The organism is Clavibacter phaseoli (genome assembly GCF_021922925.1).
Taxonomy (GTDB): Bacteria; Actinomycetota; Actinomycetes; order Actinomycetales; family Microbacteriaceae; genus Clavibacter; species Clavibacter phaseoli.
Genome location: NZ_CP040786.1, coordinates 321131 through 336270, shown reverse-complemented (window position 1 = coordinate 336270; position 15140 = coordinate 321131). Strand labels below are relative to the sequence as shown.

Here is a 15140-nt window from a genome sequence, read left to right as displayed (position 1 = left end):
TGGGCGCATGACGCATCCCGCCGTGACCGACATCGCCGCCGAACTCCGCGAGGTGACCGCGCACTGGACGCCCCGGGTCGTCGGGCGGGTGAACGACCAGTACGTGAAGGTCGCGAAGCTGCTCGGTGAGCTCACGTGGCACGCGCACGACGCCGAGGACGAGATGTTCCTGGTCGTCTCCGGCCGGCTCCGGATCCAGCTGCCCGACGACCAGGAGGTCGTGCTCGGGCCCGGCCAGTTCCACGTCGTGCCGCGGGGCGTTCCGCACAACCCGGTCGCGGACGAGGAGGTGGAGATCGTCCTGGTCGAGACCGTCACGACCGCCCACACGGGCGACGTGATCGTGCCGGGCACCGTGCCGCTGGAGCGCCAGGTGGGCGACTTCCGCTGAGGCGAGGGGCGTCGGGCGACCACGACCGACCGGCACCCGACCCCGGACGCGCCGACGGCCCCGGCTCCCGGAGAGGGAGACGAGGCCGTCGATGCGTTCCGCTGTGATCGCAGGTGGTGCGTCCCGGCTGGGCCGGGTGGGTGCTACTTGGTGTTGACGGTGATCTTGGCGATGCCGACGACGAGCTGGTCGGTGACCGCGTCGGTGCCGAAGGTGCTGTTGAGCAGGGCGGCGGCGTCGGGGCTGACCTTGACGGTGGTGCCCTCGAGGACGGCGTTGTCGCCCTCCATCTGGAGGGGCTTCAGGGTCGTGCCGTCGAGGTTGAAGATGTAGACGTCGTTCATGACCGCGCCGTCGCCGACCTGGACCGAGCCGGTGAGGCGGCTGGTGCCGGGGTCGATGACGAAGTCGGTGAGCTTCACGACGGTGTCGCCGGCGGTGAGGCTGATGCCGGAGCCGGCGTGGTCGATCTCGCCCTGGACGTAGGGGCGGTAGGACTGCTCGGGGTCGAAGTACTTCACGTTGCCGCCGGTGATGGGGAACGCGAGGGTGCCGGTGGCGCCGTCGAGGGTCGCGCCGCCGATGACGCCGGGGGTCAGGCCGAGCGTCGTGAGGGCGCCGGTGAAGCCGGAGTCGAGGGTGACCTGCGTGTTCACGCCGGTGAGGGTCGGGATCGTCGCGAGCGGCGTCGGGTTGGCCTCGGTCGTCGCGGTCGCCGACGGGGCGGAGGACGCGGAGGACGAGGGGGTCTCGGCGGGGGTCGAGCAGGCCGCGAGGCCGACGACGAGGAAGCCCGCGGTGGCGAGGCCGAAGACGGACTTGGTGAGGTTGCGCATGGGATTTCCTTCGCTGTGTGGACTGGGGATCCGCCCGGTTCCCCGGGCGACACAGGGACTTCGGCGCCGCGGCGGAACGGGTTGGGGCGGGTTCTCCTTTCCCAGGTGAACGCCAGGTTGAGGACCCGATCCCCCGGGATCACGGGGATCGACGGTGCGGCACGACGGATCCGCCTGTTGACATCCGACAGTCGCCGATATATCGTCGCTACATCGCGACAGAACGCCGCGATCCCCGACATCTCCCGACCGGAAGGAGCGCTCATGCGCACCCACGACCACGACGACCACCTGTCGTCCCCCTCCTCCGACGGCGTCCCCGCCGACAGCCACGAGCCCCGCATGCAGCACCACCGCGGCGGGCGCCCGCGCATCATGCCCGGCCACCCCCTGGCCCGCGGCTTCCGCCCCGGAGACGGCCCGGGCTTCCCCGGGTTCCCGGGCTTCCCCGGCATGGGCGGCTTCGGCGGCCCCGGCTTCGGCCCGGGTCGCGGACGCGGCGGACGGGGTCGCGCCCGCCGCGGCGACGTCCGCCTCGCGATCCTCTCCCTGCTCGCCGACGCGCCCTCGAACGGCTACGGCCTCATCACCGGCATCGCCGCGAAGACCGAGGGCGCCTGGCGGCCGAGCCCCGGATCCGTCTACCCCACGCTCCAGCAGCTCGTCGACGAGGACCTCATCGTCGCCGACGAGACGGGCGCCAAGAGCGTCTACTCCCTCACCGACCAGGGCCGCGCCCACGTCGAGGAGAACAAGGACGAGATCGACGCCGCCTGGGCCGCCACCACCGACAAGTCCGAGGGCGAGGACGCGTTCCAGACGAGCCTCATGAAGCTCATGGGCGTGGTGAAGCCCCTCATGCACGACGCGACCGACGCCCAGCGCCAGGCCGCGGCGGCGAAGCTCGACGAGACGCGGCGCGCGCTGTACGCGATCCTCGCCGACTGATCCGCGCCGGCCTGCAGGCCCCCGCACGACGACGGCCCCCGCTTCTGCGGGGGCCGTCGTCGTGCGTGCGGGTGGGTCAGCGGATCGCCGCTCCCGTGTCAAGGTCGTCGCCGGCCTCGAGGTCGGGGCCGTCCGACTCGGTGATGTCGATGCCGAGGCCGCCGTCCGCGTCGTCGCCGCCGTCGTCGACCGGGTCGTCGTCGAGCGGCACGACGCGCTCGGCGTCGACGGCCTCCGACGCGTCCCGGGTGTCGGCCCCGACGAGCTCCTCCTCGTCGACGCCGGTGTCGTCCAGGTCGCGGTCCGCGGGGTCGCGGGGGTTCTCGATGTCGCTCACGGTTCACTCCTTCGCTCGTCGATGCGGCGCGATCGCGCCGTCCCTCGACGGTACGCGCCCCGGCTCCGCGCGTGCTGGCCGGCGGCATCCGGAGGCCGACGCGAGCCCGGCGGTGATCAGCCGACGGAGACGCTGATGCGGTGCCAGCCCGTCGCGCCGTCGGGGGCGGGCGGCGCCTCGTCGGAGGTCTGCGTCGCGCCCGTCGTGTCGGTGGCGCGCACCTCGACGCTGTGGGATCCGCTCGCCGCGTCCCACGCGTACGACCACTGCCGCCAGGTGTCGCTGCCCACGCCGTCGCCCAGCGTCGCCTCGGCCCAGTCGCCTTCGTCGACGCGCACCTCCACCTTCTCGATGCCGGTGTGCTGCGCCCAGGCCATGCCGGCGATCGCGGTGCGTCCCGCGTCGACGCGCGCGCCCGAGCGCGGGGTGTCGATGCGCGAGCCGGTCTTGATGGGGCCGCGCTCGGTCCAGCCGCGGGTCGACCAGTAGGCGACGTCCTCGGCGAAGGTCGTGACCTTGAGCTCGGTGACCCATTTGGTCGCGGAGACGTAGCCGTAGAGGCCGGGCACGACCATCCGCACGGGGAAGCCGTGCTGCTGCGGCAGGGGCTCGCCGTTCATGCCGACCGCGAGGATCGACGCGCGGTCGGGATCCGTGAGCGCCTCGAGCGGCGTGCTCGCGGTCCAGCCGTCCTGGCTCGTGGAGAGCACCATGTCGGCGTCGGCGGTCGGACGGGCGCGCTCGAGCAGGAGCCGGATCGGGTAGCCGAGCCACAGCGCGTTGCCGATGAGGTCCCCGCCGACCTCGTTGGACACGCAGGTGAGGGTGGTCACGTGCTCCTCGAGCGGCAGGGCGAGCAGCTCCGCGAACGTGATCTCGACCTCCTCCTCGACCATGCCCGTGATGCGGAGGCGCCAGGAGGCCGCGTCGACCGACGGCACCTGCAGCGCGGTGTCGATGCGGTAGAAGTCGTCCGCGGGCGTGAGGAACGGCGCGAGGCCGGGCACGCCGAGCTCGGCGGAGGCGGGGATCGCGGCGGCCGGCGTCGCGGCGCGCGGGAGCACGAGCGTGCGGCGGAAGTCGTCCACCCGGGCGGCGGCGGCGTTGAGTCCGCGCGCCACGGATCCTGCGACGACGGAGGCGACTCCCGCGACCACCGTCATGAGCAGGAAGGTGCGGCGCTCGACCCGGGAGCCTGCGCCCGGGGTGAGCGGGGCGCGCACGGCCGGGCGGACGATGCCGCGCACGGGCTCGGCGACCGCGGCCGACGCGGACGCGGCGCGGTCGGCCGCGTCGCGCCAGTCGCGGAGGCGCTCGGCGCCGCGGTGGAGGATGAAGACGCCGGCGACCATGCCGACGATCGTGGGGATCGCCGCGGCGCCCGTGGCCCCGGCGCGCGTGGTGGCCGCGAGCACGGCGACGCCGGCGAAGAGCGCCAGCACCACCACGCCGAGCGGCGGGCGGCGCACCTGCAGGATCCCGGCGAGCGCGGCCGCCGCGAGCACCACGAGGCCGAGCACGACGAGGAGCGCGACCTTATCGCCCGTGCCGAACAGGGCGATCACGGCGTCCTTGACGCCCGCGGGCACGAGGTCGATGACGAGCGCGCCGACCGCGAGCACCGGGCTCGCCGCCGGGGCCACGAACGCCGCGGCGATCTCGGCGACGGCCAGCACGGCGAGCGCCGCCACCACCCCGAGGAACGCGGACCACCAGCGGAGGGCCGCGCGGGTCACGGGACGACCGGCTTGCTGTACGGGAGGATCACGTCGAAGCGGCAGCCGCCGTCGACGTTCTGGACGGTGACGTCGCCGTCGTGGGCGCGCACGATGCCGCGGACGATGGCGAGGCCGAGGCCCGCCCCGCCGCCACCCGACGCGTAGCCGCCGTCGTGCGTGCCCTCGGCCTGCACCTGGGGATCCGGCGGCGTCGCCTCGACGGGCGGGGCCGGGAAGTCGGGGCCGAGCGCGGCCTTCGCGGCGGCGCTCTTCCCGTAGGCGCGCGGGGTGCGGGATCCCGTCGAGCGCCAGCCCGCGTCGAACACGCGCGGCAGGTCGTCCTCGGGGATGCCGCCCGCGGTGTCCTCGACCGAGAGGACGGCGAGGTTCCCGGAGTCGCGGTGCGCGGAGATGACGATGCGGCCGCCCGGGAGCGACTGCTGGATGGCGTTCATGACGAGGTTGCCGACGACGCGCGAGAGCTCGCGCGGATCGCCCTGCACCACGAGGTCGTCGTGCGCGGTCGCGCCGCGGAGGTCGACCTGGCGCGCCTGCGCGACCGGCCCGAGCTCGGCGACGGTGTCGCTCACGACGTCGTAGAGGGAGACGCGCTCGACGGCGAGCTCGAGGCTGCCCGAGTTGATGCGCGACAGCTCGAACAGGTCGTCCACCATGCCGTTGAGGCGGTTCGCCTGCACGCGGATCTGGCGGAAGTAGCGGTGCTCGTCGTCGACCATGCCGTCCTCGAGGGACTCGGCCATGGCGCGGATCCCGGCGAGCGGCGTGCGCAGGTCGTGCGACATCCACGCGATGAGCTCCCGGCGGCTGCGCTCCTGCGCCTCCACGTGGTCGCGGGCGTCGGCGAGGCGGCGGTTGGCGGCGCTGAGCTCGCGGGCGAGCTGCGCGAACTCGGTGCTGGTGGGGCGTCCGGGCTCGACGGCGGCCTCCTCGCCCATGGACGCGGCGTAGCGGCCGAGCTCGCGGCTGCCGCGCACGAGGGTCATGCCGAGCATCGCGGCCATGACGAGCGAGACGAGCGCGGAGACGGCGGCGACGGAGAGGAAGGCGGTGAGGCCGGCATCGTCGACGAGCATGCTCGCGGTGACGGCGACCATGCCGCCCACGACCGAGAGGACGGCGGCGAGCGCGACCACGCAGATCTGCAGCACGAGCGAGCGGCGGCGGAGCAGGCGCAGCAGGACGCTCGCCCCGAGGCCGACGACGGCGGCGCAGACGAGCGCCGTCAGCACGACGATGAGGAAGGAGTCGGCGGTCACGCGTCGCCCCCGGCGGGCGGGGCGGCGGGCAGGTCGCCCTCGTCGCCGGAGGCGGACGCGGGCGCGGGCGCGGGCGCCTCCACGGGCGTCGCGGCATCCGGGTCGAAGCGGTAGCCCACGCCCCACACGGTGCCGAGGAGCACGGGGTGCGCGGGATCCGCCTCGATCTTCTCCCGCAGGCGCCGCACGTGGACGGTGACCGTGGAGAGGTCGCCGATCTCCCAGCCCCACACGGAGCGGAGCAGGTCGTCGCGCCCGAAGACACGGCGCGGGTTCCGCAGCAGGAAGGCGAGGAGGTCGAACTCGCGCGAGGTGAGCGACAGCATGGCGCCGGCCTGGTGGATCTCGCGCGCGCCGAGGTCGAGCACGAACGGCCCCGCGACGAAGGGCGGCTCGGGCACGGCCTCGGGCACCGTGCGGCGGAGCACGGCGCGGACCCGCAGCACGAGCTCCCGCGGGGAGAAGGGCTTGGCGAGGTAGTCGTCGGCGCCGGCGTCGAGGCCGTTCACGCGGTCCTCGCCCTGGCCGAGCGCGGTGAGCATCACGACGGGGACGGGCGACTCGGGGTGGTGGGCGCGGATCCGGCGGCACACCTCGAGGCCGTCGAGGCCGGGGAGCATGCGGTCGAGCACGACGAGGTCGGGCATGCGCTCGGTGGCGACGCGCACGGCCTCGAGGCCGTCCGCGACCGTCTCCACCTGGAAGCCCGAGGCCTTGAGGTAGCGGCAGACCACCTCGTTGACCGTGGGGTCGTCCTCGACCACGAGGATGCGGCGGCCGCGCAGCGGATCCGGCCGCGTCGGGTCGGGCCGCGCGGCATCGGGGCGTCCGGCGTCGGCGCGCGCGGGATCGTAGGTGGGGCTCACCCGGTCAGACTATGCGCGGTCCCTGGCGGGGAGCCGCGGGGTGTCCGGCTTGCGAGCGAGCCGTCACCCCTCGGGGCCGCGCGGGGCGGGTGGCGGACGCTTGCAGGCGGGGCCTCCTAGGCTCGACGGATGACGCCAGCGCTCGTGGACGTGGTCCTGCCCTGCCTCGACGAGGAGGAGGCCCTCCCCTGGGTGCTCGGCCGCCTGCCCGAGGGGTACCGCGCGATCGTCGTCGACAACGGCTCCACCGACCGCTCGGCCGAGGTCGCGCGCGCCCACGGCGCCCTCGTCGTCACGGAGTCGCGCCGCGGCTTCGGGGCGGCGGCGCACGCGGGCCTCGAGGCGGCGACCGCGCCGCTCGTGGCGTTCTGCGATGCCGACGCGTCGATGGATCCGGCGCTCCTCCCGCGCGTGGTCGACCCGGTCCGCGACGACGAGCGCGACCTCGTGCTCGGCCGCCGAGTCCCGTCGGCGCGCGGCGCGTGGCCGCTGCACGCGCGGATCGCGAACCTCGAGCTGGCCCGGCGGCTGCGGCGGATCACGGGCGTGCCGCTGCACGACCTGGGCCCGATGCGCTGCGGGCGGCGCACCGAGCTGCTCGACCTCGGCATCCTCGACCGGCGCAGCGGCTATCCGCTGGAGATGCTCCTGCGGGCATCGGCGGCCGAGTGGCGCATCCTGGAGGTGGAGATGCCGTACGCGCCGCGCGTGGGGCGGTCCAAGGTGACCGGCACCGTGCGCGGGACCGTCACGGCCGTGCGCGACATGTCGCGCGTGCTGGCCGAGGCGCGAGCGGCCGCGGCCGGCGCCGACCGCACCCCGGGAGGAGCCGCGTGACCGCCGTCGTCGTCATCGCCAAGGAGTGCATCCCGGGCCGCGTGAAGACGCGCCTGCACCCGCCGTTCACGCTCGAGGAGGCGGCCGAGCTCGCGTCCGCCGCCCTCGCCGACACGCTCGCCGCCGTCGACGACGCGGCCCCGGCGCGCCGCGTCCTCCTCTTCGACGGCGCCAACCCGCCCGCGGAGGCCGCCGGCTACGACGTGATCCCGCAGACGGCCGGCGACCTCGACGAGCGGCTCGCCGCCATGTTCGACGCGCTCGACGGCCCCGTCCTCCTCGTCGGCATGGACACGCCGCAGCTCACCGCCGACCTCCTCCGCCCCGTGCTCGACTCCTGGGCCGACGGCGCACGCGGCCCCGACGCCTGGTTCGGCCCCGCGAACGACGGCGGCTTCTGGGCGCTGGGCCTCCGGGATCCGGACGGCGCCCTCGTGCGCGGCGTGCCCATGTCCCGCGACGACACCGGTGCCGTGCAGCTGTCGCGCCTGATCGACGCCGGGCTCGACGTCGCGATGCTGCCCGAGCTCACCGACGTGGACACGGTCGACGACGCGCGGGAGGCCGCGCTCGCCGCGCCCGCCCATCGCTTCGCCGCCGCGCTCCGAACCCTGGACACCGGCGCGGGAACCCGCGCCGCCACCACCGCACCCGCGACATCGCAGAGGGACCCCGCATGAGCCTGGCCGTCGACCACCCCGAGGACCGCGCCTCCGCGCGCGTCCGCACCTTCGGATCCGGTGGCGGCGAGCCCTACGCCCGGGCCCTCCGCGACTCCGGCGAGGTCCTCTTCCTGTCGCTGTCGTCCGAGGACGACACCGACGAGGTCATCGACATCAGCCGGTGGAGCGCCGACGCCGACGCGGTCGACGCGAGCCTCCTCGCCGACGCCTCGGGGCCCGTGCTCGACATCGGCTGCGGCCCGGGCCGCATGGTCCGCGCGGCGATGGACGCCGGGCTCGGCGCCCTCGGGATCGACGTCTCCCCCACCGTGGTCGAGATGGCGGCGGGCCTCGGCCTCCCCGTCCTCCACCGCTCCGTCTTCGAGCGCCTGCCGCGCGAGGGCGGCTGGGGCACGCTCCTCCTCCTCGACGGCAACATCGGCATCGGCGGCGACGCGGCCGCGCTCCTCGCGCGCTGCGGCGACCTGCTCGACGACCAGGGCGCGCTCGTGGTCGAGACCCACCCGGATCCCGCCCGCGACCGCACCTTCGAGTGCACGGTCGAGGACGGCCAGGGCCACGCGAGCGACCCGTTCCCGTGGGCGCAGGTCGGCCGCGACGCCGTCGCGCGCATGGCCGCCGACGCCGGGCTCGACCTCGTTCAGTGCTGGGAGACCGAGGGCCGGTCCTTCTGCCGCCTCGTCCGCGCGTAGAGCGTCGCGACCACGGCCGTCGCCACCGCGGTGGCGACCCACATGAGCGCGAGGCGCGGCGCGTAGTCCGCGATGAGGATCGTCGGGTTCGCGTTGCCGATGGCCCGTGCGCGGATCTCGGGCACGACCACCAGGGTCATCACCGCCATCACGACCACGCCGGCCTGCACGATCACGAGCGACCCGGGCGGGAGGCGTCGCCCCGCCTTCCGCAACAGCAGGCCCGCGACGAAGACGACGGGCGACAGGATCGCGTCGTGCACGAGGATCGCGATCAGCAGGAACACGGCGACGCCGATCACCTGGTCCATGCGCTGGGTCTCGAGGAGCGTGCGCGCGCCGACCGCGAGGCCGACGACGCCGATCGCGACGAGCGCGATCCGCGCGGCGACCATGCCGCGCGTCACGCGGGTGCCGTCGCCGGACGCGGGGGTGCGGGTGCCGGACATCACATGACCTCCAGGGTCGAGAGCCACTTGGTCTGCAGCACGCCGGGACGCCCGGGCGCGATCATGCGCGCCGGGTAGCCGTGCTGGATGTCGAGGGGCGCGCCGTCGAGCTCGAGCGCGACGAGGGTGAGCGGGTCGCGCACGTACTCCGGCCCCATCTCGGTGCGCCGGAAGCCGCCGCTCTGCTCGAGGCTCGTGATCCGGAGCCGGGCGCCCGCGTCGGCGCCGACCTGGTCCATCAGGTCCATGAGGCGGACGCCGCGCCAGGTCGCCGACTGGCTCCAGCCCTCGACGCAGGAGATGGGGAGCGTCGCGGTGACGAGGCCCATGCCGCGGAGGTCGTCCATCGTGAAGGCGCGGGAGGAGGATCCGTTCGACACGGTGAGCGTCCACCCGGCGTCCATCGCGCTCTCGGTCACGCCCGCGGCCTCGGCCGTGCGGTTGACGGGCAGCGCCTGCGGGCCGGTGCCCATGGCGCGCGGGCCGAAGGCGTTGAACGGGGCGAGGATCCGGAACGACTGCCCCGCGGTGAGGCCCACGACCGCGGCGACGGACGCGCCGACCGCCACGAGGAAGCCGCGACGGGCGACCGGGGTGGGCGTGACCGGGGTGTCGTCGATCCAGGCGAGCACCCGGCCGGTGACGCCGCGGGGCGCGCGGGCCGGGGCGGAGGCGTCGGCGGCCGCGGCGGGCGCGTCCTCCACGATGGGCGACTCGTCCGCCTGCCCGCGCCGCCAGTGCCGCGCGATGGCGGGCAGCTTGACGCCGATGTGGATCGCGAGCGAGCCGATCACGACGAACGCCAGCGCGAAGTGCGTCTGCCGGAAGTAGAACGGGAACGGCACCCACTGGAAGGTGTTGAGGAGGCCCATGGCCACCTCGAGCAGCGAGGCCCCGACGAAGACGGCGATGGACGCGCGCTCGAGGAACGAGACGACCCCGGTGACGGGCGGGTACGTCAGCAGCTCGGGGAAGACGATCCAGAGCTTGGCGAGCAGCAGCGGCACGCACGCGATGCCCGCGGTGATGTGGATGCCCTGCGTCACCCGGTAGAGCGACACGGGCGCGGTCGGGAAGCGCATCCACGGCAGCGGGTCCTGCAGGAAGTGGCTGTAGAGGCCCGTCGCGAAGCAGACCAGGAAGGCGATGCCCAGGAGCCGGCCGATCACGACCGCCAGCCGGGTCGTGCGCGCGGGCGACGCGAGCCGTCGCCTCGCCTCGTGCATCAGCGTCCGCATGGGGAACGTCCTTCGTCCGGGGAACGGCGGGTCGGGGCCGGTCGGCGGCCGTCGAGGCGCTCGCCGCCATGATGGAGTGTGCGCACCGCCCTCACCGCCTTCGTCCTGCTCGTCTTGGCCGCGCTCACCGGGTGGTCGGTGGTCGCGTTCGATCTGTTCGGCGAGGCCGACGACGAGGCGTTCTTCCGTCGCGAGGGTGCCGCGCCGTTCTTCTGGCTCGTGGTCGTCATCTGGGTGGTGTTCGGAGCGGCGGTCCTCCTGGTGCGGAAGCTGCCGGCCCGATCCGCCGCTGCGCTCATCATCCTCGGATCCGTGGGGCTCGGCGCGGTCGCCATGGCCGGGCCGCCGAACACCAGCACCGACTCCGCGCGCTACGCGTGGGACGGCATCGTGCAGAACGCGGGCGAGTCGCCGTACCGCTACACGCCGGCCGACCCGGAGCTGCGCGACCTCCGGCCCGAGTGGCTCTACCCGGCGACGGTCGTGGGATCCGACGGGGCCGCGACCTGCGAGGGCAGGCGGATCATGGGCGTCCGCGAGGAGGGGACGCACGAGCCGATGTGCACGGCGCTCAACCGCCCCCAGGTCCCCACCATCTACCCGCCCATGGCCGAGCTGTTCTTCGCCGGCGTGCGCGCGGTCGTCCCGGTGACGGCGGAGTACTGGGCGTTCCAGGCCGCCGGGGTCCTGATGATGACGGCCGTGACGCTCCTGCTCCTCCGCGCGCTGCGGAAGCGCGGCAAGCCCGTGTGGTGGGCGGCGCTCTGGGCGTGGTGCCCGCTCGTCGCGAGCGAGGTGGTCACGAACTCCCACGTGGACGCGCTCGGGGCCCTGCTCGCGCTCGCGGCGTCGCTGCTCGTGGCCGGCGGGATGCGGTGGCGCGGCGGCATCGCGCTGGGAGCCGCCATCGCGACCAAGCTCATCCCGGTGATCGCGGCGCCCGCGCTGCTGCGCCGGCAGCCGTGGAAGGTGATCGTCGCGGCGGTCGTCACGTTCGCCCTGCTCTACGTGCCGTACGTCGTGAGCACGGGGATCGCGGTGCTCGGCTACCTGCCCGGCTACCTGCAGGAGGAGGGCTACGAGGACGGCGGGCGGTTCCCCCTCATGGAGCTCGTCGTGCCCGGGCGCCTCGGGCTGGTCGCGGTGGCGCTCGTCGTCGCGGTCACGGCGGCGCTGGTGTGGTGGAAGACGGATCCCGCGGATCCGTGGGTCGGCCAGGTCGTGATGATCGGCGTGACGCTGCTCGTCGTGAGCCCGCGGTACTCCTGGTACGCGCTGCTCCTCATCCCGTTCATCGCGATGAGCGGCCGGGGCGAGTGGTTCGCGGTCGTGGGGGCGCTCGCGCTGCGGCTCTTCGCGCCGGACGAGTGGGCGTGGCAGATCGCGCTCGTGACCGCGCTCGTGGTCGTCGTGGTCGCGTCGCTCGTGCGCCTCGGGCCGGACGGGCGGGCGCGGCTCGTGCCGGCGGCCGTGCGGCGGCGGCTCGCGCGGGATCCCGCGCGCGCGCCGGCGGACGGGCCCGGCGCCGGCTGATCAGCGCCCGCGCGGGATCCGCACGGTGAGGAGCTCGCCCGCGACCGGCCGGAGCGCGGCGAAGGACGCGGCGTCCAGCTCGGCGGTGACGTCGGCGCCCGGGTCGACGACGCCCGCCGACGGATCGCGCGCGCCGTCGGCCGGATCGGGGGCGACCACGCGCAGCGCGACGCGCACGCGGCCGGCCGCGCCCTCCACCCGCTGCACCGCGCCGGTCACGACGACGTCCCGGGCGTCGTCGCGGGCCTCCGGCCGGCCGGATCCGCGGGCCAGCCGCACGTCGGCCGGCGCGGCGATCAGCACGGTCGGCCGCCCCTCGGCATCCCGCCCGGTCAGCCGGTTCATGCCCACGAGCCGCGCCACGTAGGCGGTCGCGGGCCGGGCGGCGATCTCCTGGGGCGCGCCCTCCTGCACCTGGCGCCCGTCCTCGAGCACGTGGATCCGGTCGGCCAGCGCGAGCGCGTCGACGGGATCGTGCGTCACGAGCACGGCCGCGCCGCCGAAGCGCCGCAGCTCGTCGGCGAGGAGGTCGCGCACGTCGAGCCGAGTGCCCGCGTCGAGCGCCGCCATCGGCTCGTCGAGGAGGAGCAGCGCCGGCTCGAGCACGAGGGCGCGGGCGAGCGCGACGCGCTGCGACTGCCCGCCGGACAGGCGCGCGGGACGGCGGTCGGCGAGGTGCGCGATCCCGAGCCGGTCGAGGAGGGCGCGCGCCCGCTCCTCCGCGACGGCGCGCGCGACGCCGTGCGCCCGCGGGCCGAACGCGACGTTGGCGAGGGCGGACAGGTGCGGGAAGAGCAGGTGGTCCTGGAAGACGACGCCGATGCCGCGGCCCTCGGCGGGGACGCGCAGGTCCGCGGATCCGCCCGCCGGAGCCCCGCCGCCCCCGCCGCCCGCGCGCTCCAGCTCGCGGCCGTCGAGCGCGACGCGTCCGGCCGTGAGCGGCGCGAGCCCGGCGAGCGCGCGGAGCAGCGTGGACTTGCCGGCGCCGTTCGGCCCGACGACCGCGGTCGTGGATCCGGCCGGCACCCGGAGCGCGACGTCGAGCCGGAACGCGGCGCGCTCCACGACGACGCGCGCGTCCAGCCCGTCGGCCTCCTTCCCGCGGCCCGCCGACGCGCTCACGCGTGCACCCCCGACGCCCACCGGTCACGCAGGCTCACGAGCACGACCACCGAGACGGCGAGGAGCACGAGGCTCAGCACGACGGCGGCGTCCGGATCCGTCTGCAGCGCGAGGTAGGCGGACAGCGGCACGGTCTGCGTCACGCCCGGGAAGCTGCCCGCGAAGGTGAGCGTCGCGCCGAACTCGCCGAGGGCGCGGGCGAAGCAGAGGACCGCGCCCGCGCCGATCCCCGGCGCGACGAGCGGCAGGGTCACGCGTCGGAGCACGGTCCAGCGGCTCGCGCCGAGCGTCGCGGCGGCGTCCTCGAAGCGGCGGTCGGCGCCCCGCAGCGCGCCCTCCACCGCGAGCACGAGGAACGGCATGGCCACGAACGTCTCGGCGATCACCACGGCGGGCGTCGTGAAGGGGATCGTGATCCCCGTCAGCGCCTCGAGCGGTCCGCCGACGAGCCCGCGACGCCCGAGCAGGAGCAGCAGGGCCACGCCGCCGATCACGGGCGGTAGCACGAGCGGCACGGTCACGAGCGCGCGGAGGATCCGCTGCACCACGGGCGGCCGGCCCGCCGATCGCGAGAGCACGAACGCGAGCGGCACCCCGAGCACGAGGCTGAGGGCGGTCGCGCCGAGCGCGCTGCCGAGGGAGAGGCCGAGGGCGCGGGCGATGCCCGGATCCGCCAGCCGCTCCCCCAGCGTCGCCCACGGCGCGCGCACCACGAGCGCCGCCAGCGGCAGCACGAGGAACGCGAGGGCGACGCCGGCGGGGATCCAGAGGAGGGCGGGGACGCGGTCGGCGCGGTCGCCCGCATGGACGCGAGCGCGGACGGGGACGCGGCTGCGGTCGGCGCGCCGATCAGGGCGCACGGAACCCCGCGCCCCGGAACACGGCGCGGGCCTCGTCGCCGGCCACGTAGTCGGCGAACGCCGCGGCGGCCGCGGGCGACGCGGATCCGGCGAGCGGCGCCACGACGCAGTCCGTCGTCACGTTCACCCCGTCCGGCAGCGGCACGCCCTCGACCCGGTCGCCCGCGGCGCGCACGTCCGTCTCGTAGACGACCGCGGCATCCACCTCGCCGAGCTCGACCCGGGTGAGGGCGGCCCGCACGTCCTGCTCGAGCGAGTCCGGCTGCGGCGTGACGCCCGCCGTCGCGAACGCCTGCGCCGCCGCGGCGCCGCACGGCACCTCGGGCGCGCAGAGGGCGAGGGTGCGGCCCGCGTCGGCGAAGTCGCCGAGGCCGGTGACGCGTCCGGGATTCCCGGGCGGCACCGCGATCTCGAGGGCGTTGCGGGCGAACACGCGCGGATCCGCCGCGGTCTCCCCCGCGTCGACCACCGTCTCCATCGTCGCGTCGGAGGCGGACGCGAACACGTCGGCGGGCGCGCCCTGCACGATCTGCTGCGCGAGCGTCGAGCTGCCGCCGTAAGACACCGTGACCGTGACGCCGGGGTGCGCGGCCTCGAAGCCGCGGGCGACGTCGTCCATGCTGCCGGTGAGCGAGGCGGCGGCCTGCACGACCAGGGTGCCGGTGAGGTCGTCGGGTCCCGCGGCGCCCGGTGCGGAGGTGGCGGGCGCGGATCCGGCCGCGGAGCACCCGGCGAGGAGGCCCGCCGCGAGGGCGCCGACGACGGCGAGGCGCGCGCGGGACCCGGAGCGGGAGGACGCGCGGATCACGCCCGCCCTCCTGTCAGCGTCTCGGGCGCGAGCAGCTCCACGCCCACGTTCGTGGCCTTGACGGTCGCGGCGGCGGGCGCGCCCACCTCGAGCCCGAGCTCGTCGGCGGCCTCGCGGCTGATGAGCGACACCATCCGGAACGGCCCCGCCTGGATCTCGACCTGCGCCATGACCCCGTCGCGCACGACGCGCGTGACGATGCCGGGCATCCGGTTCCGCGCCGAGGCGGTCGGGCGCCGGGCCCCGCCGCTCGCGGCGAGCGTGCCGTCCGCCGCCAGCTCCGTCGCGAGGTGCGCGAGCTGCGCGCCGTCGACCTGGATCAGCCGGCCCTCGCCGCGCACGAGGTCGAGGCGACCGGCGTCGGCCCAGCGGCGGAGGGTGTCGTCGCTCACGCCCAGGAGCGCGGCGGCCTCGCTCACGCGGTAGCGGAAGGGCCCGGAGGCCGCCGCGGCGGCGAGGGGATCCTCGGCATCCGCGGCGCGCGGAGGCGTGCGGTCCCTGTTCTGCGTCATGGGACGATCCTAGGCACCGCAGGCGCGGCGCGG

The 15140-nt window shown here is 75.6% G+C and carries 17 protein-coding genes; 6 read left to right on the top strand and 11 right to left on the bottom strand.

Features of this window, described 5'->3' with window-relative positions; translation table 11 throughout:
• Window positions 1–7 precede the first annotated feature (7 nt).
• Window positions 8–391 (top strand): cupin domain-containing protein, encoded by a 384-nt coding sequence (locus tag FGI33_RS01615; RefSeq protein ID WP_119402971.1) that lies wholly within the window; start codon window positions 8–10, stop codon window positions 389–391.
• A gap of 143 nt (window positions 392–534) precedes the next feature.
• On the opposite strand, the gene FGI33_RS01610 is transcribed toward FGI33_RS01615, so the two are convergent.
• Complete coding sequence (locus tag FGI33_RS01610) at window positions 535–1227, bottom strand: hypothetical protein (protein WP_237582157.1); 693 nt, start codon at window positions 1225–1227, stop codon at window positions 535–537.
• 264 nt (window positions 1228–1491) lie between these two features.
• Between FGI33_RS01610 and FGI33_RS01605 the strand changes: the two genes are divergently transcribed.
• Entirely contained in the window at window positions 1492–2175 is a 684-nt protein-coding gene (locus FGI33_RS01605; RefSeq protein ID WP_237582156.1) for a PadR family transcriptional regulator, read from the top strand.
• Between the two features lie 76 nt (window positions 2176–2251).
• On the opposite strand, the gene FGI33_RS01600 is transcribed toward FGI33_RS01605, so the two are convergent.
• From FGI33_RS01600 to FGI33_RS01585, 4 genes are all read right to left on the bottom strand, one after another.
• Window positions 2252–2512 (bottom strand): hypothetical protein, encoded by a 261-nt coding sequence (locus tag FGI33_RS01600; protein ID WP_119435572.1) that lies wholly within the window; start codon window positions 2510–2512, stop codon window positions 2252–2254.
• 116 nt (window positions 2513–2628) lie between these two features.
• Entirely contained in the window at window positions 2629–4248 is a 1620-nt protein-coding gene (locus tag FGI33_RS01595) for a molybdopterin-dependent oxidoreductase (RefSeq protein WP_237582155.1), read from the bottom strand.
• Entirely contained in the window at window positions 4245–5507 is a 1263-nt protein-coding gene (locus FGI33_RS01590) for a sensor histidine kinase (RefSeq protein ID WP_119435403.1), read from the bottom strand. The genes FGI33_RS01595 and FGI33_RS01590 overlap by 4 nt, the downstream gene beginning before the upstream one ends.
• Window positions 5504–6373, bottom strand: coding sequence for a response regulator transcription factor (locus FGI33_RS01585; RefSeq protein ID WP_272930245.1), 870 nt, complete (start codon window positions 6371–6373; stop codon window positions 5504–5506). Before FGI33_RS01585 ends, FGI33_RS01590 begins: the two co-directional genes overlap by 4 nt.
• A 129-nt stretch (window positions 6374–6502) precedes the next feature.
• On the opposite strand from FGI33_RS01585, the gene FGI33_RS01580 reads away from it, so the two are divergent.
• Genes FGI33_RS01580 through FGI33_RS01570 form a run of 3 tightly spaced genes read left to right on the top strand, consistent with a single transcriptional unit; the run spans window position 6503 to window position 8585 of the window.
• Window positions 6503–7210 (top strand): glycosyltransferase family 2 protein, encoded by a 708-nt coding sequence (locus tag FGI33_RS01580; protein ID WP_237582154.1) that lies wholly within the window; start codon window positions 6503–6505, stop codon window positions 7208–7210.
• Window positions 7207–7890 carry a TIGR04282 family arsenosugar biosynthesis glycosyltransferase gene (locus FGI33_RS01575; RefSeq protein WP_119435367.1) on the top strand — a complete coding sequence of 228 codons (684 nt, stop codon included), beginning with the start codon at window positions 7207–7209 and terminating at the stop codon, window positions 7888–7890. The genes FGI33_RS01580 and FGI33_RS01575 overlap by 4 nt, the downstream gene beginning before the upstream one ends.
• Window positions 7887–8585: a class I SAM-dependent methyltransferase gene (locus FGI33_RS01570; RefSeq protein WP_119435368.1), complete on the top strand. Its 699-nt coding sequence runs from the start codon at window positions 7887–7889 to the stop codon at window positions 8583–8585. The genes FGI33_RS01575 and FGI33_RS01570 overlap by 4 nt, the downstream gene beginning before the upstream one ends.
• Here FGI33_RS01570 and FGI33_RS01565 read toward each other — a convergent pair.
• Both FGI33_RS01565 and FGI33_RS01560 read right to left on the bottom strand, forming a co-directional pair.
• Window positions 8534–9034 (bottom strand): hypothetical protein, encoded by a 501-nt coding sequence (locus tag FGI33_RS01565; protein ID WP_119435369.1) that lies wholly within the window; start codon window positions 9032–9034, stop codon window positions 8534–8536. The genes FGI33_RS01570 and FGI33_RS01565 overlap by 52 nt on opposite strands.
• Entirely contained in the window at window positions 9034–10272 is a 1239-nt protein-coding gene (locus tag FGI33_RS01560) for a molybdopterin-dependent oxidoreductase (protein WP_237582153.1), read from the bottom strand. The genes FGI33_RS01565 and FGI33_RS01560 overlap by 1 nt, the downstream gene beginning before the upstream one ends.
• Before the next feature lie 78 nt (window positions 10273–10350).
• Between FGI33_RS01560 and FGI33_RS01555 the strand changes: the two genes are divergently transcribed.
• Window positions 10351–11805 (top strand): glycosyltransferase family 87 protein, encoded by a 1455-nt coding sequence (locus tag FGI33_RS01555; protein WP_119435529.1) that lies wholly within the window; start codon window positions 10351–10353, stop codon window positions 11803–11805.
• On the opposite strand, the gene FGI33_RS01550 is transcribed toward FGI33_RS01555, so the two are convergent.
• From FGI33_RS01550 to FGI33_RS01535, 4 genes are all read right to left on the bottom strand, one after another.
• Window positions 11806–12927 (bottom strand): ABC transporter ATP-binding protein, encoded by a 1122-nt coding sequence (locus tag FGI33_RS01550; RefSeq protein WP_237582152.1) that lies wholly within the window; start codon window positions 12925–12927, stop codon window positions 11806–11808.
• On the bottom strand, window positions 12924–13691 hold the full coding sequence (locus FGI33_RS01545) for an ABC transporter permease (protein ID WP_237582449.1): 768 nt from the start codon (window positions 13689–13691) through the stop codon (window positions 12924–12926). Before FGI33_RS01545 ends, FGI33_RS01550 begins: the two co-directional genes overlap by 4 nt.
• Before the next feature lie 85 nt (window positions 13692–13776).
• On the bottom strand, window positions 13777–14595 hold the full coding sequence (modA, locus tag FGI33_RS01540; RefSeq protein ID WP_315850443.1) for a molybdate ABC transporter substrate-binding protein: 819 nt from the start codon (window positions 14593–14595) through the stop codon (window positions 13777–13779).
• The gene (locus FGI33_RS01535; RefSeq protein WP_237582151.1) at window positions 14592–15107 is read right to left on the bottom strand and encodes a TOBE domain-containing protein; all 516 of its coding nucleotides are present in this window, start codon (window positions 15105–15107) and stop codon (window positions 14592–14594) included. Before FGI33_RS01535 ends, modA begins: the two co-directional genes overlap by 4 nt.
• Between the last annotated feature and the right edge of the window lie 33 nt (window positions 15108–15140).

Excerpts from the sequence above, each read along its gene's own strand:
- FGI33_RS01615 (WP_119402971.1), top strand. The coding sequence starts at position 8 with ATGACGCATCCCGCCGTGACCGACATCGCCGCCGAACTCCGCGAGGTG.
- FGI33_RS01610 (WP_237582157.1), bottom strand. The coding sequence starts at position 1,227 with ATGCGCAACCTCACCAAGTCCGTCTTCGGCCTCGCCACCGCGGGCTTC.
- FGI33_RS01605 (WP_237582156.1), top strand. The coding sequence starts at position 1,492 with ATGCGCACCCACGACCACGACGACCACCTGTCGTCCCCCTCCTCCGAC.
- FGI33_RS01580 (WP_237582154.1), top strand. The coding sequence starts at position 6,503 with ATGACGCCAGCGCTCGTGGACGTGGTCCTGCCCTGCCTCGACGAGGAG.
- FGI33_RS01570 (WP_119435368.1), top strand. The coding sequence starts at position 7,887 with ATGAGCCTGGCCGTCGACCACCCCGAGGACCGCGCCTCCGCGCGCGTC.
- FGI33_RS01565 (WP_119435369.1), bottom strand. The coding sequence starts at position 9,034 with ATGTCCGGCACCCGCACCCCCGCGTCCGGCGACGGCACCCGCGTGACG.
- FGI33_RS01560 (WP_237582153.1), bottom strand. The coding sequence starts at position 10,272 with ATGCGGACGCTGATGCACGAGGCGAGGCGACGGCTCGCGTCGCCCGCG.
- FGI33_RS01535 (WP_237582151.1), bottom strand. The coding sequence starts at position 15,107 with ATGACGCAGAACAGGGACCGCACGCCTCCGCGCGCCGCGGATGCCGAG.